The organism is Paenibacillus sp. FSL R5-0378 (assembly GCF_038009285.1).
Taxonomy (GTDB): Bacteria; Bacillota; Bacilli; order Paenibacillales; family Paenibacillaceae; genus Paenibacillus_AQ; species Paenibacillus_AQ favisporus.
On sequence record NZ_JBBPAY010000001.1, the window covers coordinates 4,460,416 to 4,483,770 of the forward strand.

The following is a 23,355-nucleotide window of genomic DNA, read 5'->3' on the forward strand; positions in this document are numbered from 1 at the left end:
TATGGGCTTCGTTTACAATAAGATTTTATGAACTAAGAAATGCGAAAGCCGGGAGAGATTCCATGCAAGAAACGATATTAATTGCCGAAGACGAAGCCATTTTAAGGGAAATTGCCAAAGATTATTTTGCGAATGAGGGGTATGAAGTGCTGGAGGCTGCTGATGGGGAAGAAGCCCTGCATCTATTTCAAACGAACGATCCTGCGCTAATTATTCTGGATATCATGCTGCCTGAGTTGGATGGATGGTCGGTATGCCGGCGGATCCGCAAAACGTCAAATGTTCCGATCATCATGCTGACGGCCCGGTCGGATGAAGAGGATACACTGCTCGGATTTGAACTGGGTGCCGATGATTACGTAACCAAGCCCTACAGCCCGCCTATTTTGATGGCTAGAGCGAAGCGTCTGCTCGACAGCCGTCGTCGGCAACCGGTCAACGCTGTCCATCAGAGCTTGTCGCTTGGCGGCATTAGCCTGAATCTCACTTCAAGATCCGCCGCCGTTGACGGCAGAGCACTTCACTTGACTTTTACGGAATATGAAATTTTAGTCCTGCTGATGAAAAACCCGGGAATGGTCATCACCAGGGAACAATTCATCGCCAAAATATGGGGGTATGAAGATGCGGGGGACGACCGGACTTTGAATACCCATATCCGCAATTTGCGCATCAAGCTCGGCGATAAGTCAAGTTTGATCACAACCATTCTTCGGATCGGCTACAAATTCGAGGATCCGGCATGAGGACGAGGATCGTTTTTAAGTTATTTTTGCTTACGGCCGCGCTGTGCATGCTGATTTTGGGTGCGGTCGTCATAGGACAGACGGTATTTTTTAAACAGTTTTACGCGAACCAGAAGGTAAAGGAAACGGTTAAATCCATCCGGCATTTCGCCAATGAATACGAGCAAACGCCGGGTAGTGAAAAAGCCATACTGCAGCTGGAGCAGAAGTTCTACGACCAGTACCATGTATGGATCACCCCGCTCGATCGATACGGGAACATGCATCAAGCGAACGATTTTGCGATGGAAGTCAAACTGGACTCTTCCCAAGAGCACCCGGAGCTCTCGAACAAAGAAATCCGGATACCCCTCTACCATCTAGTCAACCAGGAGGAGATCCTTGGCGGGAAAACTCCCCAATTATCTCCGGGAATGCGAATCAGTATTTACGGTGTCGTCAAGGATTCCGCGCTTATTCCTTACATCATCGGAAAAACCGGAATTTTCCCTCCCGGCACGCTAGGCGCTTTAACACCGGCACAGCTGGAAGGGGTCAAAGGGCAGCCCTTTTGGGAAAACCGGCAGCTTGAGGAGCAGGTGAATCAGTATCTTCATGAGAAGTATTCCGGCACAGCGGAAACTTCACTGGTAACGATGATCATTGGGACCGTCCAAGCCGTTCATGTACCGCAGGATAGTTTCACATCTCTGTCGTATCTTGCTCCCCAATCTTTCTTTATGGAGCGGGCGCGGGCTTATCAGGCCGAGCTCCTGTTGAACCCTGGTATAGCGGACGAACCATCCTTGCAGATTACCGACGAACACCGGAACGATATTCCCTATAAGCAGGTCGTCCTGCGGGTGAAGGATTCGGTGGGCGGAGAGGGATATCTGTTCGCTATGGTATCCCTGCAGCCTGTAGACGATGCGCTGAATATGGTCAAGGCTTATTACGGTTATGTCCTTGGTTTGGCCATCGTGCTGATTCTGTTTGCGTCCTACTATTACTCAAGGAAAATTGCCGGTCCCTTACTGCAGATCAACCGGGTTACTGAAAAAATTGCCAACCTGAATTTTTCCGAGAAGGTTCCTGTCTTGTCCAGAGACGAAATCGGCGATTTGGCCAAAAATATCAACACACTGTCTGACGCCCTGCATTCCCGTATTGAACAGCTGAAACAGGACATCGAAAAAGAAAAGAAGCTGGAAAACACACGCAAAGAGTTTATCGCGAGCGTATCCCATGAGCTAAAAAACCCGCTCAGCGTGATGAAAAGCTGCCTCTCCGCCGTGAAGGACGGCGTAGCGCGGCACAAGAACGATTACTACATGGCAGCGTTGGAGAAGGAAGTGGACCGCATGAATTTGCTGGTCGTGGATATGCTCGAGCTGGCTAAATTCGAATCCGGCACCTACCAAATGAAGGGAGATCCGTTTGACATTGATGAAGCCATTCACGATGCGTGCGGGCTGCTGACGCAGGATATGGAGAATAAACATTTGAATTTGATGATTCAAGTCGACCAAGCGAGAGTATGGGGCAACCGTCAACGGATCGAGCAGGTGCTTGCCAATTTTCTGACGAATGCCATTCGGTATACACCGGAAAACCAGTCGATCCATATTTCGGCCAGAGAAGAAGGAGAGGCTGTTAAAGTCAGCGTTGAGAACAAAGGTGCCAGAATCCCTGAAGACCAGCTGGATAAAATCTGGGACCGCTTTTACCGGGGAGATGCTGCACGGAAGCGGTCGGATGGAGGAACGGGACTCGGGCTAGCCATTTGCAAAAATATTCTGGAGCTCCACGGCTCCCGTTATGGCGCCATGAACACGGAGGATGGTGTCCTGTTTTACTTTTACCTCCACAAGGCTTGATGAATGTAACCATTCCCTCGCAAGGAAACGCCGGTTCTGTATGATGCAGGACGGGCGTTTTGTTTTGTCTAGCTTGGAAGAACCATTCTTTAGCTCCTGTTGACTTCATCTTTACCTGATCTTGATTTGGTTCTTTTATGCTGTCTTACGAACACAAGGAACAGAAATCAAGGAGGTCCTTCAACATGAAGAAAAAAATGGGGTTTATTTTGCTTGCCGGGGCGATGGCTTGTTCCATATCGGCTTGCAGCTCGGGAGTAAATGGCAGTACGGTATCGACAGATACACCAGGTGCGGTGAATGATCAGCAAGCGAGCACCGAAGCAAATGCTGCGCGGTCGGCGTTTGCATCCAGTATGTTCGTCGGGGATTCGTTTGTGGAAAAGATCGCTAAATGGTTGGACAAAAGTCAAACCATCGCCAATGCGGGAGCAACCGCTCAATTTGCCATTGAAGACGTGGATCAAATCGCCGCAAGGCAGCCGGCGCATGTGTTCATCATGCTTGGATCCAATGACCTGCTTATGCCGGTAGACGATCCTATCGCCAATTCCATGAACCATTATGCCAAGCTGATCGATGGGATTCGTAAAGCCGTACCGAATGTAAACATCCACGTCCTATCGGTTACGCCGGTGACGGACCAAGTATTAAAAGAAGAACCGCGCTACAAACAAATCCCGGACTACAACCGTTCGCTGAAACAGATGGCCGCCCATGAAAAAGTTGACTATATCGACTTGTCATCCATTTTCCAGACGGGTGCGGATCTTCATACCGAGGATGGCGTTCACTTCAAGGATGAGTTTTATCCGCTGTTTCTTCAAAAAGCGGAAGCCCATCTGAACACACCCGAGTCATGAGTAATCCGGGACAAGCTCACTATATCCCCGGTCTGGATGGGATCAGAGCGCTGGCTGTATGTGCAGTCGTTGCTTACCATCTGAATTTGGGGTGGTTTCCCGGCGGTTTTTTAGGTGTCGGCATCTTCTTCGTGCTCTCCGGATATTTGATTACGGATCTGCTCGTCCGGCAGTGGGAAGGAACCGGGCGGATCGATTTGCGGGACTTTTGGGTCCGGCGCGCCCGGAGGTTGCTTCCCGCCATGTGCTCGGTACTGCTCGTTGTGATCGTCTGGCTCGCCTTATTTCAAACCACGCGTTTGGCCGAATTATGGGGCGATATTGCAGCGTCCTTGCTGTATGTAACCAATTGGTGGTTTATCGTTAACGACACAGCTTACTTCTCGCGGTTCAGTACAGCTTCGCCGCTCATGCATTTCTGGTCTTTAGCCGTTGAAGAACAGTTTTATCTGGTCTGGCCGGTAATACTCATGCTGGGACTCCGCTTCGTTACCAATCGCAAACTATTGTTCGCGATAATTCTTATAGGTGCTTTGGCTTCAGCCTTAGCCATGTACTTCCTCTACGTACCAGGGCTGCTGGATACGAGCAGGGTGTATTATGGAACCGACACGCGTGCGTTCTCCCTGTTGATGGGAGCCGGACTTGCTCTGTGCCGGCCCGCTGGTAATTTGGGCAAGGAGGGAAAGGGGAGAACTGGGCTTTCGACAATCGCAATGGATTTTACGGGATTTGTTGGACTTGCTGTTCTAATTTGGATGATCTGCGGGACAAGCCAATACGAACCCTTCCTGTACCAAGGCGGCATGGTACTGCAAAGTACGGCCACAGCAGCGGTCATCGCCGCGGCCGTTCAGCCCTCTACATGGATCGGGCACTGCCTAAGCTGGAAGCCGCTTCGCTGGTTGGGTATTCGTTCCTATGGAATATATCTGTGGCATTACCCGATACTCTTGCTTACATTTACAGGAGAGGAACGGTCTTTCCTTCATACAGCCGTGCAAATGACTGCTGTTCTGGTCATCGCAGCGATATCCTGGACGTACCTGGAAAAACCCATTCGCTATGGCTATAGTATCTGGAGTAGACAACGAGGAAATACAGACAAACGGTCTTCCATGGAATCCTAGAGTTTAAAGTCAAAAAAACAACAACCCTTGCTTTTAGCCGTTCGGGTTGTTGTTTTTTTAGGAGCCGGCCGCGGCAAGACTATAGCTTTTTGACCGATTCGCGTATGACAAGCTGAGTGGACAGCAAGATCTTTTTGTAACTGTTGAGCGTTTCACTGCTGCTGTTCTCGAACAGAAGCTTTGCCCCCTCGTAGCCGAGTTCCTCAAAATTCTGCTTGACGGTGCTCAGCGATACTTTGGCGTATTTGGCGCTTTCGATGTCGTCGAAGCCCATGATGGATACTTGCTCGGGAATGTTGACTCCCCGCTGGGATAGCTGTCCGATCATTTCGAGCGCCCGCCGGTCGTTCACGCAGAAGAGAGCGGTCAGCTCGCCCTGCTGAATTTGTCTGCATAGCTTCGTATAGTCCAAATCCCGCTCCAGGTATAACAGTTCGTCAGCCGGGGCAAGGGAGGCGTGTGTCATGGCATTCCGGTACCCGTTGAACCGGTCAACCTCGGTGCTCAAATGAAAATCATAGGCCGCAAATCCGATTTTCCGATGACCTTGGGCAATCAAATACTCCACGGCTTCGTAGGCGCCGTCGTGGTTGTTGCACGTAATGCAATTGACGGGATAACCTGCAGGAATACGATCGAGCATGACAAAGGGAATCGACTGTCGGCGAATCTCGTTCAGATATCCCTTGGCCAACTCCGGATGCGCGGAATAAATAAGCAGTCCCCGGTTCTCGGATTGGATCAGCTTTTGAATGACCTCACGCTCCTGATCGACGTCGTTTTCCACAAATTCAATGATGAGCCTGCAGTCCTGCTGGTTTATGAACGACTGAATCCCTTTAATGATCTGCATATACGAAGCGTCATACATTTCGTTGCCGGAAATCATAAAAGTGACGTAACTGGATGTTTTATGTACAGAAACGGCCGGATCGGCGACAAAGCTCCCTTTTCCCCGAATGCGGTAAATGACCCCTTCATTGACCAGCTCCGCCAGCGCCTTTCGCACCGTAATCGAGCTGACGTCAAGCAGTTTGGAGAACTCGGATTCGCTCGGAATTCGGTCATGGGTGCCAAGCTCTTTATTTTCTATTTGCAAAAGCACATAATCCTTCACTAACTGGTACTTGGGCAGTGTTGAGTCGTTCTTGCTCATGTAGGTTCACCTCTTATAGACATATCCCTAATTATATCGTACATCGGGGTAAAATATATGGTTCTGCACTGCAAGGCTTGAAACAAGTTGCGACAGATACCGTATGTATGCTGATATCCCAACTTTCCTTGTAGGTCCGGCCCGTAATTCTTATAATATGGTTACTATAGTTTAAGGTTTTACATTAAGGAAAGGGACCGTCCATGGACAAAAACTACACGCCGAAGCAGATGGCCACGAGACTTCATGTCAGCACCACCACCTTGCGGAGATATGAAGAACTCGATTTGGTGCCGGATGTGCCTCGCACAGCCAGTAATCGAAGATATTACACGCCGCTGCATGTACAAGCTTTCATTGCTTTACGCGCCTTAATCAAAGGATTCGAAATACCGGTCAGTTACGATGTCATGAGTTTGCTAAAAAAAGGGCACGTCGAACAGGCACTATGGACAATCAATCTCCATCAATACCATATTCAAGTAGAGAAACAACGCGTGGAAGAAATCATGGGCCTGATCCAGAAAACCGATTTCACCAAGTACAGAAATGTACATGTAACGGAAGAAATGAAAATCGGGGAAGTGGCCGCGATTGCTGGTGTAAACCCCTCCGCCATCCGCCATTGGGAAAAGGAGGGGCTTATTCGCTCCAAAAGGAACCCGGAAAACGGGTATCGGGTCTTTACGTCAGGGGAATTAAAAAAGATCATCGTACTGAGCAGTCTTAGGAAAACCGTCTATTTTATCGAAAATATGAAGCAGCTGCTCGCCGCTTTAGAGACATCTGATCTCGCTGCGATTGAACGCTCTTTCAAAGTGGCACTGCAAAAGCTGAATGAGCAGTTGAAAAACCAAATGAACGGCATATCCGAAATGATGAGATACATTGAGCTCCATTCTTTCTTCGAAGAGAATTAGGCAAGAATTGAATAGGTATGTTCTAACGATGCCCAACCCCCTTTTCCTATAATGAGTACATAAGGTCGGGCACGGGAGAAACGGCACGGCCAATACATTCTAAAGGAGAGAAACGGATATGAGTTTGAATGGAAAAGTTGCCATCGTTACTGGAGCATCGAGAGGGATCGGGAGACAAATTGCGTTACAATTGGCAGATGCCGGCGCGAAGGTCGTCGTGAATTACTCCTCCAATGAGGCAAAAGCGGTTGAGGTGGTACAGGCGATTGAGCAGGCCGGCGGCGAAGCGGCTGCCATCCGCGCCAATGTAGGCCGTTTGAATGAAGTCGAAGCGCTGTTCACGGAGACGCTGGAGCGGTTTGGACGCCTGGACATTCTGGTCAACAATGCCGGAATCATGGGACTGGCACCAATCGCGGAAGTGACGGAAGACATGTTTGACCGGCATTTCGAAATCAACGTGAAAGGAACGTACTTCGCTTGTCAACAAGCGAACTTGCATATGGCGCAAGGCGGGACGATCATCAATTTTTCAACTTCGATTGCAGGAGCCATGCTCCCGGGTTACAGCATATACGCGGCAACCAAGGGTGCCGTAGAGCAGATCACCCGACAATTGGCCAAAGAATTCGGTCCTAAAGGAATCACGATTAACACCATTTCCCCTGGACAGGTAGCAACGGATCTGTTCTTGAACGGAAAATCCGAGGAACTGATCGATTCCTTTCGCCGCATGAACGCCTTCGGTCGACTTGGAGAAGTGGACGACATTGCGAATGCAGTCGAGCTGCTGGTCAGTGACAAAGCACGGTGGATTACGGGACAGACGATTCGCGTTAACGGCGGTTTCAACTGAACAATGATGAGTCATCCGCGCTAGCGGATGGACTTGGCGATTAAAGCTTCCGGCAGCGGGAGCTTTTTTCCTTGTTGGCTATATTTGGTTCATTCTATCTATAATCATTTTTTAGCTTGTCACAGAGGGACATAGCGCATAACATTTTTGTGTAGCGATCGATTTGCTGCATGATGACTATCACCTAAGACCAAAGGAGAAATACCCATTGAACACGAATCAAAGGGCCATCGCGTGCCTTGAACAAAATAAATACGACGAAGCGCTAGCGCTTTTCAAACAAGCTGTGGAAGAGTCACGGGACGTTCAGTCTTTGACCAATCTTGCGTGGATCTATGTGCATGAAGAGGAAGATCACGAGGCAGCCTTGGCATTGCTCCAAGAGGTCATCGCTTTAAAACCGGCATCTTATTTTCCATATAATTTGTTGGGTGAGGTTTATATTGTCATGGAAAAGTGGCCGGAGGCATCGGATATACTGGCCCGGTCCCTAGCGATTCAACCTTCGGAGGAAGCGTACAATAACCTGGCGATCGCGAGGTATCATTTGGGAGATATTCAGAGCGCTGCCGACTATTTTCAGCGTAGTGCTCAGCCCTCTGATTATGCGATGTACAGCCACATTAAATGCTTGATCGAGCTTGGGAGAGTGGAGGAGGCCAAAAGGAAACTGGACGCCTTTTCCGAAGAAGACGAAGAATTTGTCGGCCAGGTTGAAATGGCAGAATTGTATGTTGAACTGGGCAGTTTTGAGCAGGCTGTAGAATGGTTTGAAAAAGGATGGAAGTTATACTGGAAGACACCCGACTGGGTCAGCCGCTTTGTGTACGCTTTATTGAAAATTAACAAGGTCGCACGCGCACATGAAGTCCTAAGTGAAGTCATTCAGCAAAAAGCTGAGGACATCCGCGACGCAGACAAAGAGGCCTTTGACGACGATTGGACGGAGGATGAAAAGGCCGAATACATTCAGAAACTGGCTGAGGAACAGATGGCGTATGAGGGGCTGCTCCAGCGTATTTCAGCAGGCTATATTCCTCCCATGAAATACGATACTTCCTTGCGGTCCGGCTGTTACTTGTTCGGATGCGAGCGCCATCAACATCCCGAGTATTATGAATGAAATGAGAAATCAGGCTATAATGATGTGGACAAACTCCAAAATGAAAGGAAATGGGTCGCATGAACAACGTTACCAAAATGAAGATCGGCAAACCGGTCAGTGAAGTGTTTGAAGCTTTTGTTGATCCAGCTAAAATAGGGAATTTCTGGTTTACTTCAAGCTCTGAAAGATGGGAACAAGGCAAAACGATTACATTAAGTTACGACGAATACGATGCCCGGGGCGATATCAAGATCATGGAAATCAAAGAAAACCAAAAAATCGTGTTTCAATGGGGCGCCGATGGAGAAGGGCATGAAGTTACCATTACGATTGCTGAATCGGGAATTTCCGAAAGTATCGTCGAGGTGACGGAAGAAGGGTTTAACGAAAACGAGCAGAACTGGATACGTCAATTAGTGGATAATAAAGAAGGATGGGTCTATATGTTGACTTGTTTAAAAGGGTATTTGGAATATGGCGTTCAATTGAGAGCCTCCCTGATCAAATAGTTAGCCAAATGCTTGCTTAGCCGCCGATATTGTTGAAATAGAAACAAAATCTCCATATAATAGGGTCATGCACCAACGGGCGGGAGGGCAGACCATGAATAAACAAGAACAGGTCATGATGGATTTCAGGGACTTATTTAACAAGATGGCTTGGCTTAATAAATCCAAGATGGAAGACAGTCTTAAGGGGTATAAGCCCTCTGAAGTCCATTGCATCGAAGCCATCGGAAAAAACGACGATCCCAACGTAACCAAACTTGCGGAATCCCTTTATATGACGAGAGGTGCCCTAAGTAAACTAACGAAGAAGCTTATGGAAAAAGGCCTGATCGAAAGCTACCAGAAGCCGGATAACAAAAAAGAAATCTATTTTAGGCTTACGGAGCAAGGGAAGGTCATTTATAACATCCATGAGGAACTGCACCAAGAGTTTCAAGAGCGGGATCAAGCCGTGTTTGAGCAGGTAACCGAGGAGCAATTTGACGCTATGCTTCGCTTCATCCAAGCGTACAGCAGGCATTTGGATGCCGAAATTATGAAACAGGGTATTAGTATTCATTAAGATGGACCCATTCGAATAATGAATAAGAGAACCGCAGGCAGTCGGGCTCTATGGAGCATGGCTGCTTTTTTGTTATGATTATTTTGTTGACAGGGAAACAAAGTTGCGTTATTGTTGACAAGGAAACAAACAACAACCTTCTGTGAGGTGATGAACATGGCAAAAGTCAAAGCCAAGGAACCAGGATTGCCCAAAGAAATGTTAATTGCCGCCTGGGCGATTGCTCTCGGAGCCATTGCCCCAATGCTGGACTCAACGATGGTGAACATCGCCATCGACCAGCTAACCAAGGATTTCAATACGACGCTGGATATCGTTCAGTGGTCCATTACAGGGTATGTTTTAGCCCTTGCGATTGCGGTTCCGGTATCCGGATGGCTTATGAATACATGTAACGGAAAGAAAATCTTTATCGGAGCAGTCATCGCTTTTGGTGTCATTTCGGTGTTAGTAGGCGTAAGCTGGGATATTTCCAGTTTCATCTTTTTTCGTCTGCTTCAAGGATTCAGCGCGGGGATCATAACGACGCTCATGTCCACCCTGTTGGTTCAAACAGCAGGTCCTGAAAATGTGGGGAAAGTGATGGCCATCGTCAGCACGCCTATGATTTTTGGACCAATTCTAGGGCCAGTCATCGGGGGCTTTATCGTTCAAGGCGCCTCTTGGCATTGGATATTCTTTATTAACGTGTTTATTGTTCTGATTGCTGCGCCTCTGATGATGAAAAAGATTCCCGACTTTGAACCGTTTGACAAAGACAGTAAACTCGATATTTTTGGAATTATTGATTTGTCCTTCATGAGTGCGGCCCTGATTTACGGCATTACGAAAGCAGCGGACCATGCATCCTTTAACAATCGTGAAACTATCCTATGGGTGGGCATGGGTCTTGCCTTAGCCGTCATTTACTTCGCTTATAATCGGATTCGAAAAAATCAAACCGTGCTTCCAATGAATTTATTTACACACAAGAGCTTCACGGCTGCGAGTATCGGCTTGTTTTTGGCGAATATTGCCGTCATGGGTCCGATGATCATCCTGCCGTTGTTCTTCCAAAACTTCCGGCATTTTACCGCCATTGAGGCCGCGCTTGCGTTAATTCCCCAAGGTGTCGGGATGCTCATTACCCGGCCGCTGATCGGAAAAATGATTGATCGGATCGGCGCGAAATACGTAGTTCTGGTCAGCCTTGTCATATCGCTTATTGGTTCCATTCCGCTAATCTCTATCACCGATCATACAAGCATGATCTGGATTTCCATCGTCTTGTTCATCCGGGGTACCAGCTTTGGAGGAATTATGCTTCCGCTTACGAGTGACGCTTATACAGGACTGGACAGCAAACAACTTCCGCAAGCAGGTGTCGGGATCAATATGATTGAAAACCTGGGTTCAAGCTTTGGTTCAGCGGTTATCGCAACTGTCGTCGCAGCGGCCCTCCAAGGAATGCAGCCAACGATAGCGAACGGATTACAGGGTTATCATACAGGATTCTTGGTATCCGCCGTTGTCCTTGCGGTAATCTGCATCCCGGGTCTATTCCTTACCCATAAAAAAAGCGCATCATAACGATCATCTCTTCACATTCAAAGGCGGATGCAGTCATTTTTGCTGCCATTCACGCAGCTTCCATATGGAACGGATGCCACCTGGCATTCGTTTTTTTGCGTGACAAGGGTTCCAGACGGCGATTAGCGAATACAGGACAATCATCCGGCGCATAGGCATCCAAAGAAAGACAACCGGAAGTATTTGGAGGAAGGTGGTGATCTGATCAGAACGATCTGAACCGGAGGATTTCCACAAGGATTTCCTCAAGAACACGGCATGGATAAAGGGAGGAGAGCCCTATCAAACGGTGGAACGATTATTTGCTGAAAACAAAAATGTTTATCGCATTCTCGGCGGTATCCCTGTTTATCGTGACGTTGACCTGCCTGATGTTTGACTACAAAAATGTAAGCGATATCAAAAGCCAAACGTTCGCACTATCGGATACGATTACGAGGCAGTTCAGCAGGACGTTCGAGCTGTATGTTCAGGACATTGAAAAATTATCCGTGTCGATCATCGGGGATTCCATCATCCAGAACAGCCTGATCGATCATTACCATTCCGACGATCCTGTGGAGCAGAACGAAATCGAGCTCACGATCAACAATCGGCTGTTCACGCATTTACAGTCGAGATCCCAATTGCAGAGCATTTACCTGTTTACATTGGACCATAATGCTTATTTTGTATCGAAAGCCAGCGGACCAAAAGTCAGTTTTCATCTGGAAGATGAAATCTGGTATCCCCGAACAGCCGAAATCATGACAAACAAGTTCATTTTACTGCCTGTCTGTGAGGAAAATACCGGAGGAGACCGCCGGGAGAAGGTCATTTCATTCGTGCGGAACATCAACCGCATCCCTTATCGGGACACCCTCGCGTATATGAAGATCAACATCAATGTGAACGTGATTAACGACATGCTCGTCATGTCCGATGCCAACGAATTTGAACGGAGCATGAGGGTTCTCATTGTGACGGACCAGGGAGACATCGTTTACGACGACAAGGACGAACTGACCGGAAACACCCATTCGGGACTGGGCAAGTCCGCATTTCAGAAATCGCCTCACTCGGGGGAACTGACGTGGATGGGGCAGCGTTACCTGTACACGATCGAACATTCGGATTATACCAAATGGAATACGGTCATTCTTACGCCGAAAGATTTTTTACTGTCCAAACAGAAGAAGTCGCAGTATATTCTCGCTCTTGCCGGGCTGCTCGCCACAGTCCTGATCGCCTTCGTGTCTTATCTTTTGTCTCACCAGATCACGATTCCGCTGCGTAACTTGATGAAGAAAATGACGCGGGTCGAGCAGGGCGATTTCAGCCAGTACATGTCCGTTACAGGAAATCACGAAATCAGCAGGCTGAGCCGGATTTACAACAACATGCTGGACAGCATTTCCCGCCTGATCAACGAAGTATACGAATCCAAATTGGCGGAGAAAAATGCCCAGTTATCGGCGCTGCAGGCGCAGATCAATCCTCATTTTTTGTACAACACCCTGAACATCATGAAGTCAATCAGCCGTGTCCGGGGTATCGAGGAGGTTGCCGAAATGTCGGAATCGCTCGCAGAGCTGTTCCAGTACAGCATGAAAAATTTGCAGCACCCGGTCCCCCTTCAAGAGGAACTGAACCATATCGAAAATTACATGAACATCCAGCATCACCGTTTCGGCAGCAGGTTCGAGCTTCACGTGTCCGTCCCTGAGCATCTGCTCCATGCATCGGTATTGAAATTAACGATACAGCCTCTGATCGAAAACTCCATCATCCATGGACTGGGTAACATGAAGTCCGGCGGAAGGATTGACCTTCGGGCGATGCAAAACGGCAGCTCGTTCGTCATCGAGGTGTCTGATAACGGCAAAGGTATGGACAAGGAGCAGCTGGAAGGGCTGCGGAGCGCACTCCAGCATGCTGCACAATCGAGCCGCCGCATTCAAGACCAGCCGTATGGCATCGGACTCAGCAATATCCGTGAACGGATTCGGTTGTTCTATGGGGCTGAATACGGGATGGAGCTGGAGAGCAGCCAGGGTGGAGGGACGATCATCCGGATTACGTTACCGTTTAGGCATCACGACAGTTGGAATAAGGAGGAGGCTTCGGATGAATATATTTCTGGTGGAGGATGAGCATTGGGCGCTTGCGGAGCTCGTCGAATTGTTCCGGATCTATGAAGCGCAGCACCGCATTTTTGCATTTAGCAGCGGAGATGAAGCGTTGGCCGCGTCCTATGAGAACACGCCCGACCTATTAGTGACCGACATCACGATGCCGGGGATGGACGGGCTGGAATTGATCAAAGCGTTAATCGGCGTCCACCCAGACCTTAAAGCGATCGTGCTGAGCGTGCATGACCAATTTACCTATGCCCAGCAGGGAATGAAAATGGGAGTCATCGACTATTTGCTGAAGCCTGTGCGCAAGGAGGTTTTATACGCGGCCATCGATCAAACGCTTCTTCAAATTACAAACGATACGAAAAGAAAAACCGAACGTATGCATGCAGCCGTCACACAGATGCTTTTGTCTCCAGAGACCCCGGAGAATGAGTATACGGCATCGGTTACCGGGAGCCTATATTTCGCAGCATTACTGCAAATAGATGGTCATGCTTCGGAAGAGGGCGGGAAGGATACAGCGCTCGGCAGCGTACGATCGGTATTTCTCAAGCGGCTGCGGGAACAAGACCTCTACGGCATCGACGTTGGCGCGAAGCGGAAGGTTCTGCTTGCAGCCTTAGAGGATGAACAGCTTATTGCATATTGTACGTCCTGCCTTCAAATGCTCTATCAACAATTGATCCGTTCCGGAATTCAAGTGCACATGGGTTACGTCATCAAGATGAAGGGGGAGCCCCTGCACTCCAGCTATACGGCACTGAACAAAATGATCGAGGAGCAGAAGAAGTTCGGGATGTCCACATACGTAACGCCAGACACATGCACTGTAGAGGCTGAAATCGGCGAAATATGGGATCGTGCCAGGCTGCTCCAAAATTTTATCGCACAGGGAGAAATTCAAAAGGGGAAAGATACGATTCAGAGCATAGTTCATGAATTGAAGCATCATCAACTGACTTTGAAGCAGCTTACGCTGTTCATTAGTGATCTTTTCTATTCGCTCAAATATAACCTTCATGCTTCTACCAAGCGGGACACCCGGATCGCAGCGCTCCATGACGACATGCATGTACTTCACGAATTCACTACGTATGATGAATTGTCCGGCTGGCTCACCCGTAAAGTATTCGGGCTGTTCGGCGGGCAGACACCTTTAGATCAGAAACCCAAGGATCTTGTCCCCATTCTGTTAAATCATATCCATTCGAATTATGAGCATGATCTTTCACTTCAGCAGTTTGCCGCGGAACATCACGTAAGCCTCGGTTATTTGTCACGCCTGTTTAAAACCCAGACGGGGTACACCTTCTCAGACTATTTGATCAGGCACCGGATCGAAGCAGCCAAAACGCTGCTGAGTGAGGGAGCCCGCATCACGGATGTCAGCAGACTTGTCGGTTATGAGGATCCAAAGCATTTCAGCCAAGTATTCAAACGAATCGTCGGCGCCCCCCCTAAAACGTACGCTCAAATGCAAAAAAGAAAATTCACCCCCTAAAAATGGGCAAAAGCACAGGTGTTCACCCACCCGTAATCCATCTAATCTTAATTTACGAGGGAACCCGGGCCCTTGATGCTGCATCGTTTCTCCCATCGAAAACGCATTCAACCTTTGAGCAATCCGCAGGATCCAATGAAGGAATCAGTTAGGGAGGTTGTATAAACATGAAGACGACGAAGAGCAAACCGCTTGCATTCGTTACCAGTATCGTGTTGATGATGACACTGCTTGCAGGCTGCGGGGGAGGGGGCAATGCCGCCGAAGGCGATACCGGAACCGCCGGTTCAACTTCGAAAAAGACGACGCTGACGTTGATGGTCGGCAACACAGGTACAACCCTGGAGGCGCTGAAAGCCGTAGCGGCAGAGGCCGAGAAAAAGCTGAATATCGCTATCGAATTCGATATTAAACCGGACGGCGGGGAAGGCGACAATCTGGTCAAGACGCGCCTGGCCACCGGCGATATGGATGATCTGCTCGTATATAACACCGGATCGCTTTTTCTGGCGCTAAATCCGGAAGAGCACTTCATGGATGTTACGAGCGAACCTTTTATGGCGAATGTGCTCGATTCCTTCAAGACGGTCGTCACATCCAACGGTAAAGTATACGGCGCTCCTGTGGGATCCACCAATGCAGGGGGCATTCTCTACAACAAAAAGGTTTACGCCGACCTTGGCTTATCCGTACCGAAAACATGGGATGAGTTCATGGCCAACAACGAAAAGATCAAAGCAGCGGGCAAAACCGCCGTTCTCGCTTCCTACAAGGATACTTGGACTTCACAGTTGTTTGTGCTGGCCGACTTCTATAACGTTCAGGCGCAAGTGCCGAATTTCGCGGCGGATTACACGGCCAACAAGGTCAAGTATGCAACCACGCCTGCGGCTCTTCGCGGCTTCGAAAAGATCGAAGAAGTGTACAAGAAGGGCTATATGAATAAGGATTTTCTGGCAACGACCTATGACGTGGCGCTGAAAATGCTGGCCACCGGCGAAGGCGTGCATTACCCGATGCTGTCCAGCGGACTCGACACGATCATGGCCAATACGCCGGACCAGATCGACGACATCGGATTTTTCGCCCAGCCGAGCGACAGCGCGGACGTAAACGGGCTGACCATATGGATGCCGAGCGGCCTGTATATCAACAAAGACACTAAAAATGCCGACGCGGCTAAGAAATGGGTGGACTATTTTGTCTCTCCGGAAGGTCAGGCCGTATTCGCTTCCAAGGTGAAAGCGGCTGGACCATACGTGATCAAAGGCGCCACACTGCCGGACGATTCTTACGGTGCCGTAAAAGACATGCAGCATTATTTCGACGAGGGGCACACTGCTCCAGCGCTAGAATTCGTCTCCCCGGTCAAAGGGCCGAACCTCGAAAACATTACGGTCGCTGTCGGCAGCGGCATCAGCACAGGCAAGAAAGGGGCCGAAGACTACGACAAGGACGTGGAGAAACAGGCGCAGCAGCTGAACCTTCCTGGCTGGTAACCGCCGAGAAAGGAGAACTTCATGACCAAAACCAAGATGAGAACGTATTCGTATTTCTTTTTACTGCCAGCCGGCATCATTTACTTCGTCTTTTATTTGCTCCCTACCATCCTGTCGTTTTTCTTCAGCATGACGAGATGGACCTTAACAAAATGGACGTATATCGGCTTTGAGAACTATGCCACGTTTTTCTCCGAAACGTCGCTGAGCATCGGATTCCGGAACACGCTCGTGTATGCCGTCGTGACCTGCGGGTTAAAAGTCGTGCTTGGTCTTCTGCTAGGTGCCTTCCTTACGTCCAGGATTTTGTTCAAAAACTATTTGCGTTCGGTTATTTTCTTTCCGACCTTGTTAAGTACGATCGCTGTGGGGATCGCATTTTCCACGATGATGCACCCTTCGCACGGGATGTTCAACACCGTCCTGGCCTCTCTCGGCATCACCGGTCCGGATTGGCTGGGCAATACAAAAATCGCGTTATTGTCCGTTGCGATGGTCGATGTCTGGAAGGGCGTCGGCGTCGCTACGGTCATCTATATCGCAGGGATATCGGCGATTCCCCAGGAATATTACGAAGCCTTGAAGATTGACGGAGGGAACAACTATTCCGCTTTTTGGAACATTACGCTGCCGCTGAGCCGGCCGGCCATGAACTCCGTCATTATTCTTGCATTCATCGGCGGCCTGCGCTCCTTCGATTTGATTTGGGCGATGACGAAGGGCGGACCCGGTTTTACGACCGACCTGATCGCCTCCATTATTTACAAGCAGTACCAGGCCGGTTTCTATGGGCTCGCTACGGCCGGTAACGTGATCTTGTTCATCGCCGTCTCGGTGCTGGCGTTTCCGCTCTATAAGTTCCTGACGAAAAGCGAGGTGAACTTATGAGCAAAGGTATAAGCAGCAATCACATGATCAGGGGCATCCGCGGTAGCAGGAGTGAGCGCGCTGACGGCAGGCTATCTAAATTGGTGAGGAAAATCGCTGTGGGTATCGTGGCACTCCTTCTGAGTACCTTGATCTTTTGGATTCCCTTTTACTTTGTCATCATCAATTCGCTTAAGAATCAGGCGGAATCTGCTGATATGAGCATGGCTTGGCCGACCAGCTTTCATTTCCTGGACAATTATAAAGCCGTCCTGACCGCCTCGGATTACATGCTGATCCGCGCATTCATCAACAGCACGCTGCTCACCGTCCTGTCCATCAGCATCCTCATTATTGTGGCGGCGATGGCTGGCTTCGTGCTGCAGCGCAGGGAAGGAGGGAGGACGTCCTCCTTCATTAATTTTCTTGTGCTCGCCGGGCTGATGATCCCGCCGGCCATCGTGCCGACGATCTGGGTGCTCGATTCCATCGGCTTGTTTAAGACGCTGGCGGGAATCACGCTTATCGAAGTCGCGCTTCATTTTCCGTTTGCGGCGATTCTGTACAAAGCGTTTGTGGCGACGCTCCCCCGTGAAGTCGATGAGAGCGCTTTGATCGACGGATGCGGCGGCGGCCGGTTATTTTTGAGCATCATTTTTCCGCTATTGAAGCCGGTGACCTCGACTGTGATCGTGCTGACGTCCATCAATGTGTTTAACGACTTTGTCAATCCGCTTTACTTTTTCCCCGGCGCGGACAACGCCACGATCCAGCTGACGCTGTACAATTTCATGAGCCGGTTCACGACATCGTGGAACCTGCTGTTTGCGGACATCGTGCTGATCTCGATCCCGCCGCTCATTCTCTTTATTTTCTTTAACAAGAAAATCGTGGCGGGGATGACGGCAGGGGCGGTCAAAGGCTAGAAGAATGACCCGGCTAAATGTGCATCACAAATCGTCCGGATCGGTGCGGTTTCTGTCCCGATCGACCATGAATCAGAAAAACACGGGGATTATGATGTTATTAGAAAACGGTTACAGATCTTCTAATTGTGGAGCAGCGAATCTATAACGGGTGAAAGGGATGAGGAAATGGCGGTCAAAATCGGAATCGTCGGCATGAATGGAATCGGGAATAACCACGCCAATTGTTATAAGGATGACGAATTGGCGGATGTTGTAGCGGTATGTGACGTCGTTCGGGAACGCGCGGATGCCGCTGCGGAAAGACACGGCGTCAAAGCCTATTACAGCTTGAAGGACATGATCGAGAACGAGCCGGATTTGCAGGTCGTGGACATTACGACCGGAGGGATTGATAACGGAAGCTGGCATTTCGAACCGGCGATGGAAGCGATCGGTTACGGCAAGCATGTGCTCGTCGAAAAGCCGCTCTGCAATGATGTCCGTGAAGGCCGCGAACTCGTTGCGTTCGCGGAGAAGCAGAAGGTGTATCTCGGATGCAACCTGAATCACTATTTCACCGCTCCTGCAGAGAAGGCGAAGGCTTACGTGGACGGCGGAGATATCGGCGAGCTTGTGTACTGTCTCGCTAAGATGGGCTTCAACGGCGGGGAAGCGAATTATGCGCCTGCCGGCTCCGCGAAAATCAGCGGGCATCCGTATTTTCACATGCGGGCGTTCCTGACCCATCCGTTCAGTGTGATGCGGCATTTCTGCGGGGACATCACCCACATCCAAACGTTCTCGGACCGGCCGGGGTTCCGCCGCAGCGCCGGAGACGTGATGGTGTCCATCAACAGCATTCATGTCAAGTTTGCGAATGGCGGCGTCGGGTACCTGCTTAGCCAGCGGGGCGATGCGGTATATGGGCTCGGCGGCTGGTGGAGCCTGGAGGTGGCTGGATCCAAGGGAACATTCTGCATCGAAAATTGCGTCGAGAAGGTTTCATTCTGGAAAGCGGAGAAGGGCATCGCTGCAATCAGCGTTCAACCGGAGCCGATCGTCACCGATTTTGGAACAAACGATTTTAACCGGACGTTCAACAACCGGCTGCACGCCTTCCTGGAGGATGTAGAGAACAAAGTGTCTCAGGACCAGCTGCGCGCCAGCGGCCGCGATGCACTGGCCGTATTGGAATACGTTCATGCGGTTCAGGAGTCCTACGAACTCGGCGGTGAAGTCGTTCGGCCGCATCCGCTGCCGCCGCTGCATGGAGATCCGCTGTATTTGAAGTAAGAAATCCGGATGATATCCATTATTCGAATATTCGAAGAACAAGGAGGAAAACCCGAGATGATCAAGTTAGGGGTCAATTCCGTATTATTCAAGCATTTCAGCTTTGCGGAAGCGGCGAAGCAAATCGCGCTCTGCGGTTACGACGGAGTCGAGATTGCCGCCATCCAGGGGATGTGCGAACATCTGGACCTTAGCCGCTGGAAGGAGCAGAAGAACGAGCTGCTCGAAATCGTACAAGAGAACGGCCTGTCCCTTCTTTCGACGGAAGTGGCATCGCTCGATGAGCAGCGGCTGCTTCCCGCGTTCGAGGCGGCCGCCGAGATGAAGATTCCGATCGTGAACGTCGGTCCAGGGGGCAAGATGAATGTCGAGGAAGACCTCGCCGCATCGATCGATAAGCTGGCCAGCATGTCTGAGAAAGCAGCGTCATTTGGCGTAACGCTGTGTGTCAAAGCCCATGTAGGCAACGCGATCCACAATACGCCGACAACGCTGCGAGCCATGGAGGCTATCCCATCCCCGGCGTTCGGCATTGACATGGACCCGAGCCATATTCACCGCGCCGGCGAGCAAGCCGAGGAGGCGCTTCCAGCCGTGTTAAATCGAGTAAAACACATCCATATCCGTGACTGCCTTGGGAAGGACCAAGGCCCTGGTCCGATCGAGCTGCAGGCGTGCGGAAGAGGAGACATTGATTTGTACGGCTACTGTAAAGCCATGGTCGACGGCGGGTATGACGGCCCGGTCGTGTTAGAGGTCATCGGCGCTTCACCGAAGCATTCGCTGGCGCAGGTATCCATCGTTGCGGCTGAATCGTACGGCTACTTGAACGCGATCCTCAAGAACTTGGGTGCGCGGTAAATCCATATTTGGTAAGGAGTGAACTCAATCGACATGAGCAACCGTAAGCGTAAGAATGAGCCTAAGCGTAAGTCAAACGTCATTATTTTCGGCATCGACAGCCTCCGGCGTGATCATATGAGCTCGTATGGTTACGAAAAGCTGACGACCCCATATATCGACCGCGTGGCAAAGGATGGCGTCCTGTTCGAGAAGCATTTCAGCCCCAGCATTCCGACCACTCCGGCCTACGCGTCTATGCTGACCGGCATGGACGTGTTCGGAACGGACGTCGTGGCACTCCGCCATGAAGGACCATTGGGCGATCATGTGCAGACTCTGGCTGAAACGCTGGGCGATCATGGTTATAACACGACTTGTATCGGTTTTACCGGCAATCCGTCCTCGCGCGGATTCGGTACGTATCTGGATTACGAGGCTTGGCTGCCCGATGAAACGGGACGAACGCCGAAAGCGCAAAATTTGAACGAAGTGGCCGTACCTGAGCTGGAACGCTTGGCAGCAGACAACAAACCGTTTTTCCTCTTTTTGCGGCATATGGATCCGCATTCCCCCTATTTGCCGCCCGCGCCGTACGAACGGATGTTTTACGGCAGTGACGAAAAAGATCCCGGCAACCGCTCCATGGAACCGGTCTACGCATTCAAACCGTTTGCCGATTTTTTGAAATCCTGGATTCCGGAAGGGGTCACCGACCAGGAATACGTGACCGCGCAGTATGACGGGGCTGTTGCCTATATGGATGCCTGCATTCAAACCATTTTTGCCAAGCTCAGCGCGATGGGCCTGGAGGATGACACGCTTGTGATCATCACCGCCGATCATGGTGAGACGCTGTATGAGCACGATTGTTATTTCGACCATCATGGGATGTACGACTGCACGTTGGTCGTCCCGCTCATCATCAAGTTTCCTGGCCGCGTACCGGCCGGTAAGCGGGTATCCGACGTCACTGTCATTTCGGACGTGATGCCTACGGTTCTGGATCTCCTGGAAATTCCGGTGGAGACGAAGTTTGACGGTCGCAGTCTGCGAAAGACGATCGCAGGTGAGGAGCGGAACCGGATCAGCGAATTTTATATCACCGAGTGCACCTGGATGCGCAAGCATGGCTGGCGCACACCGGAATGGAAGCTGATCCGGGCGCTTGAACCGGACTTCCATTTCAAGCCTGAGGTGGAGCTGTATAATCTCATTCTTGATCCCGAAGAAAATCATAATGTCGCGGAGCAGGAGCCGGATGTCGTTGCGTTGCTTACGAAACGGATGGAGGATCACATCGCCAAGAGAGAGCATGAGACCCAAAGAGTCAACCCGATCTATACCAATCTGAATTGGCATGGAACAGGCAAGAAATTCACCTCGTCCCAGGAAGTGTATGATTCCCTTCACATCGGGTCCATCAAAAAGGCGCGTTCGCTGCAGGCGAAGGAAAAGGCGGAATCCCGATGATCAGGGTTGCTGTCGTCGGTGTGAATCATATTGGCAAGATTCACTGCCGGGCATACAAGCAGCACCCGGATACGGAACTTGTCGCCGTATGCGACCTTATAGCGGAACGCGCTGAAGCGGCGGGACTCGAGCATGGCGTTCCTTTCTACACAGATCTGCGTGAACTTCTCGCCGCAGAGTCTGTGGATATGGTGGCCGTGGCGACGGCAGGGGTTGAGAAAGGGAGCCATCATTTCGAGCCTGCCGTTATCGCGATCGAAGCAGGAAAAGACGTGCTCGTCGAGAAACCAATATCGAACCGGATCGAAGAGGCCCGCAGCATGGTCGCCCTGGCCCGGGAAAAAGGCATAAGACTCGCCTGCAACCTGAATCACCGCTTTACGCCTGCCGCGTACAAGGCTAAGGAACTCATCGAACAAGGGAAGCTCGGTTCCATGCTGTATATGAACATGCGGCTAACCATTTCGAACCGGCAGGAGGATACGGAGTGGCTGCACATGCGTGCGCTCCATCCGCATTCCATCGACGTCATGCGCTACTTCGCCGGCGACGTGAAGCGGGTGCAGGCATTCATGACGAAAGCGCCGGGGCGGAATTCGTGGTCGACCGTTTCCGTCAACATGGAGTTCGATTCAGGAGCAGTCGGTCATCTAACCGGCAGTTACGACGCCTCCATGCGCCACCCGATCGAGTTCTGTGAAGCGGCCGGCACCACAGGCCGGATCGTCATCGACAACGTCTATGAGAGCATGACGTATTATCCGCATCAATCGGATGAACTTACGGTGCTGCGCAATCCATTGTTCGGCGGGATGCAGGGTTTTGACGACACGTTCAAGCACCGGATCAACCGCTTTATCGAACAGATCAAGAGAGGAGCTACCCCGGAAGACATTGAGGCTTCCGGCTCGGATGCGCTCGCCGCACAGGAAGTCATCGAAGCGGCTATCCGATCGCATCAGTCCGGCGGAATACCCGTAGAGGTGCCAACCAGCCCATAAGCAGGAGGTACTTAAGGATGAATATAAGGCAGGAAGAGAAAGGAACGGTGTTATGGTTTACCGGCCTTTCGGGCGCCGGCAAAACGACGACGGCCCGTTATGTGGCGAATGAGCTGCTGCAGCGGGGAGTCCGCGCAGAGCTGCTGGACGGCGACGAGCTGCGGGAAACGATTTGCAAAGGCCTCGGGTTCAGCCGTGAGGAGCGGTTTGAGAACATTAAAAGAATCGCCTACGTCTCTAAGCTCCTTGCCCGTAATGGGGTCCATGTGCTCGTATCCGCCATCACGCCATATGCTGAAATGAGAGACTACGCAAGGCAAGAAATTCCGGGTTTCGTCGAAGTGTATGTTAAATGTCCTTTGGAGGAATGCGAGCGGCGTGACGTGAAGGGCCTGTATGCCAAAGCAAGGCGGGGAGAGGTGAAGCATTTCACCGGAATATCCGACCCTTACGATATCCCTTCCGATCCCGACATCACGATTTGCACATCATCCCATTCGCTTCAGCACAACAGCGATCAGATTTTATCCTGGCTGAATCGCAGGGCACCGCTAAAAAAGGCAGCTCCTTAGGAGGACTAA

21 protein-coding genes are annotated in these 23,355 nt (G+C 50.5%); 20 read left to right on the plus strand and 1 reads right to left on the minus strand.

Annotated features, from left to right (window positions below; all coding sequences use genetic code 11):
- Nucleotides 1-62: 62 nt before the first annotated feature.
- The 4 genes from MKY74_RS20665 (at nucleotide 63) to MKY74_RS20680 (ending at nucleotide 4,595) form a co-directional block, all read left to right on the plus strand.
- Nucleotides 63-746 (plus strand): response regulator transcription factor, encoded by a 684-nt coding sequence (locus MKY74_RS20665; protein ID WP_076165495.1) that lies wholly within the window; start codon nucleotides 63-65, stop codon nucleotides 744-746.
- Nucleotides 743-2,602, plus strand: coding sequence for a sensor histidine kinase (locus tag MKY74_RS20670; RefSeq protein ID WP_076165493.1), 1,860 nt, complete (start codon nucleotides 743-745; stop codon nucleotides 2,600-2,602). The genes MKY74_RS20665 and MKY74_RS20670 overlap by 4 nt, the downstream gene beginning before the upstream one ends.
- 185 nt (nucleotides 2,603-2,787) lie before the next feature.
- The gene (locus MKY74_RS20675) at nucleotides 2,788-3,465 is read left to right on the plus strand and encodes a GDSL-type esterase/lipase family protein (RefSeq protein WP_076165491.1); all 678 of its coding nucleotides are present in this window, start codon (nucleotides 2,788-2,790) and stop codon (nucleotides 3,463-3,465) included.
- Complete coding sequence (locus tag MKY74_RS20680; protein ID WP_076165489.1) at nucleotides 3,462-4,595, plus strand: acyltransferase family protein; 1,134 nt, start codon at nucleotides 3,462-3,464, stop codon at nucleotides 4,593-4,595. The genes MKY74_RS20675 and MKY74_RS20680 overlap by 4 nt, the downstream gene beginning before the upstream one ends.
- Nucleotides 4,596-4,674: 79 nt before the next feature.
- Here MKY74_RS20680 and MKY74_RS20685 read toward each other — a convergent pair whose 3' ends face one another.
- Nucleotides 4,675-5,751 (minus strand): GntR family transcriptional regulator, encoded by a 1,077-nt coding sequence (locus tag MKY74_RS20685; protein ID WP_076165486.1) that lies wholly within the window; start codon nucleotides 5,749-5,751, stop codon nucleotides 4,675-4,677.
- A 203-nt stretch (nucleotides 5,752-5,954) separates the two neighbouring features.
- On the opposite strand from MKY74_RS20685, the gene MKY74_RS20690 reads away from it, so the two are divergent.
- The 16 genes from MKY74_RS20690 to cysC all read left to right on the plus strand — a co-directional run bounded on the left by MKY74_RS20690 (nucleotide 5,955) and on the right by cysC (nucleotide 23,346).
- Nucleotides 5,955-6,671: a MerR family DNA-binding transcriptional regulator gene (locus MKY74_RS20690; RefSeq protein ID WP_076165484.1), complete on the plus strand. Its 717-nt coding sequence runs from the start codon at nucleotides 5,955-5,957 to the stop codon at nucleotides 6,669-6,671.
- Between the two features lie 118 nt (nucleotides 6,672-6,789).
- Nucleotides 6,790-7,527, plus strand: coding sequence for an SDR family oxidoreductase (locus tag MKY74_RS20695; RefSeq protein ID WP_076165482.1), 738 nt, complete (start codon nucleotides 6,790-6,792; stop codon nucleotides 7,525-7,527).
- A 208-nt stretch (nucleotides 7,528-7,735) separates the two neighbouring features.
- Nucleotides 7,736-8,650: a tetratricopeptide repeat protein gene (locus MKY74_RS20700; RefSeq protein WP_076165480.1), complete on the plus strand. Its 915-nt coding sequence runs from the start codon at nucleotides 7,736-7,738 to the stop codon at nucleotides 8,648-8,650.
- A 59-nt stretch (nucleotides 8,651-8,709) separates the two neighbouring features.
- The gene (locus MKY74_RS20705; RefSeq protein ID WP_076165478.1) at nucleotides 8,710-9,141 is read left to right on the plus strand and encodes an SRPBCC family protein; all 432 of its coding nucleotides are present in this window, start codon (nucleotides 8,710-8,712) and stop codon (nucleotides 9,139-9,141) included.
- Nucleotides 9,142-9,235: 94 nt separating this feature from the next.
- A complete protein-coding gene (locus tag MKY74_RS20710) occupies nucleotides 9,236-9,703 on the plus strand; it encodes a MarR family transcriptional regulator (RefSeq protein WP_076165476.1) in 468 nt (155 codons plus the stop codon).
- A gap of 156 nt (nucleotides 9,704-9,859) precedes the next feature.
- A complete protein-coding gene (locus tag MKY74_RS20715; protein ID WP_076165474.1) occupies nucleotides 9,860-11,272 on the plus strand; it encodes an MDR family MFS transporter in 1,413 nt (470 codons plus the stop codon).
- A gap of 302 nt (nucleotides 11,273-11,574) precedes the next feature.
- On the plus strand, nucleotides 11,575-13,404 hold the full coding sequence (locus MKY74_RS20720; RefSeq protein WP_076165472.1) for a cache domain-containing sensor histidine kinase: 1,830 nt from the start codon (nucleotides 11,575-11,577) through the stop codon (nucleotides 13,402-13,404).
- On the plus strand, nucleotides 13,379-14,893 hold the full coding sequence (locus MKY74_RS20725) for a response regulator transcription factor (protein ID WP_076165470.1): 1,515 nt from the start codon (nucleotides 13,379-13,381) through the stop codon (nucleotides 14,891-14,893). The genes MKY74_RS20720 and MKY74_RS20725 overlap by 26 nt, the downstream gene beginning before the upstream one ends.
- Before the next feature lie 167 nt (nucleotides 14,894-15,060).
- The gene (locus MKY74_RS20730; protein ID WP_076165468.1) at nucleotides 15,061-16,392 is read left to right on the plus strand and encodes an ABC transporter substrate-binding protein; all 1,332 of its coding nucleotides are present in this window, start codon (nucleotides 15,061-15,063) and stop codon (nucleotides 16,390-16,392) included.
- A gap of 21 nt (nucleotides 16,393-16,413) precedes the next feature.
- Nucleotides 16,414-17,280: a carbohydrate ABC transporter permease gene (locus MKY74_RS20735; RefSeq protein ID WP_076165466.1), complete on the plus strand. Its 867-nt coding sequence runs from the start codon at nucleotides 16,414-16,416 to the stop codon at nucleotides 17,278-17,280.
- Nucleotides 17,281-17,477: 197 nt separating this feature from the next.
- The gene (locus tag MKY74_RS20740; protein WP_341012834.1) at nucleotides 17,478-18,185 is read left to right on the plus strand and encodes a carbohydrate ABC transporter permease; all 708 of its coding nucleotides are present in this window, start codon (nucleotides 17,478-17,480) and stop codon (nucleotides 18,183-18,185) included.
- Nucleotides 18,186-18,353: 168 nt separating this feature from the next.
- Nucleotides 18,354-19,460: a Gfo/Idh/MocA family protein gene (locus MKY74_RS20745; RefSeq protein WP_076165463.1), complete on the plus strand. Its 1,107-nt coding sequence runs from the start codon at nucleotides 18,354-18,356 to the stop codon at nucleotides 19,458-19,460.
- A gap of 57 nt (nucleotides 19,461-19,517) precedes the next feature.
- On the plus strand, nucleotides 19,518-20,321 hold the full coding sequence (locus MKY74_RS20750) for a sugar phosphate isomerase/epimerase family protein (RefSeq protein WP_076165461.1): 804 nt from the start codon (nucleotides 19,518-19,520) through the stop codon (nucleotides 20,319-20,321).
- Nucleotides 20,322-20,354: 33 nt separating this feature from the next.
- A complete protein-coding gene (locus MKY74_RS20755; protein WP_076165459.1) occupies nucleotides 20,355-21,773 on the plus strand; it encodes a sulfatase family protein in 1,419 nt (472 codons plus the stop codon).
- Nucleotides 21,770-22,774 carry a Gfo/Idh/MocA family protein gene (locus tag MKY74_RS20760; protein WP_076165457.1) on the plus strand — a complete coding sequence of 335 codons (1,005 nt, stop codon included), beginning with the start codon at nucleotides 21,770-21,772 and terminating at the stop codon, nucleotides 22,772-22,774. Before MKY74_RS20755 ends, MKY74_RS20760 begins: the two co-directional genes overlap by 4 nt.
- A gap of 17 nt (nucleotides 22,775-22,791) precedes the next feature.
- The gene (gene cysC, locus MKY74_RS20765) at nucleotides 22,792-23,346 is read left to right on the plus strand and encodes an adenylyl-sulfate kinase (protein WP_076165454.1); all 555 of its coding nucleotides are present in this window, start codon (nucleotides 22,792-22,794) and stop codon (nucleotides 23,344-23,346) included.
- Nucleotides 23,347-23,355 lie beyond the last annotated feature (9 nt).

Coding starts and splice junctions, on each gene's coding strand:
- MKY74_RS20695 (WP_076165482.1), top strand. CDS start 6,790: ATGAGTTTGAATGGAAAAGTTGCCATCGTTACTGGAGCATCGAGAGGG.
- MKY74_RS20740 (WP_341012834.1), top strand. CDS start 17,478: ATGAGCATGGCTTGGCCGACCAGCTTTCATTTCCTGGACAATTATAAA.
- MKY74_RS20685 (WP_076165486.1), bottom strand. CDS start 5,751: ATGAGCAAGAACGACTCAACACTGCCCAAGTACCAGTTAGTGAAGGAT.
- MKY74_RS20705 (WP_076165478.1), top strand. CDS start 8,710: ATGAACAACGTTACCAAAATGAAGATCGGCAAACCGGTCAGTGAAGTG.
- MKY74_RS20760 (WP_076165457.1), top strand. CDS start 21,770: ATGATCAGGGTTGCTGTCGTCGGTGTGAATCATATTGGCAAGATTCAC.
- MKY74_RS20755 (WP_076165459.1), top strand. CDS start 20,355: ATGAGCAACCGTAAGCGTAAGAATGAGCCTAAGCGTAAGTCAAACGTC.
- cysC (WP_076165454.1), top strand. CDS start 22,792: ATGAATATAAGGCAGGAAGAGAAAGGAACGGTGTTATGGTTTACCGGC.
- MKY74_RS20665 (WP_076165495.1), top strand. CDS start 63: ATGCAAGAAACGATATTAATTGCCGAAGACGAAGCCATTTTAAGGGAA.
- MKY74_RS20730 (WP_076165468.1), top strand. CDS start 15,061: ATGAAGACGACGAAGAGCAAACCGCTTGCATTCGTTACCAGTATCGTG.
- MKY74_RS20680 (WP_076165489.1), top strand. CDS start 3,462: ATGAGTAATCCGGGACAAGCTCACTATATCCCCGGTCTGGATGGGATC.
- MKY74_RS20725 (WP_076165470.1), top strand. CDS start 13,379: ATGAATATATTTCTGGTGGAGGATGAGCATTGGGCGCTTGCGGAGCTC.
- MKY74_RS20715 (WP_076165474.1), top strand. CDS start 9,860: ATGGCAAAAGTCAAAGCCAAGGAACCAGGATTGCCCAAAGAAATGTTA.
- MKY74_RS20670 (WP_076165493.1), top strand. CDS start 743: ATGAGGACGAGGATCGTTTTTAAGTTATTTTTGCTTACGGCCGCGCTG.
- MKY74_RS20710 (WP_076165476.1), top strand. CDS start 9,236: ATGAATAAACAAGAACAGGTCATGATGGATTTCAGGGACTTATTTAAC.
- MKY74_RS20735 (WP_076165466.1), top strand. CDS start 16,414: ATGACCAAAACCAAGATGAGAACGTATTCGTATTTCTTTTTACTGCCA.
- MKY74_RS20750 (WP_076165461.1), top strand. CDS start 19,518: ATGATCAAGTTAGGGGTCAATTCCGTATTATTCAAGCATTTCAGCTTT.
- MKY74_RS20690 (WP_076165484.1), top strand. CDS start 5,955: ATGGACAAAAACTACACGCCGAAGCAGATGGCCACGAGACTTCATGTC.
- MKY74_RS20745 (WP_076165463.1), top strand. CDS start 18,354: ATGGCGGTCAAAATCGGAATCGTCGGCATGAATGGAATCGGGAATAAC.
- MKY74_RS20675 (WP_076165491.1), top strand. CDS start 2,788: ATGAAGAAAAAAATGGGGTTTATTTTGCTTGCCGGGGCGATGGCTTGT.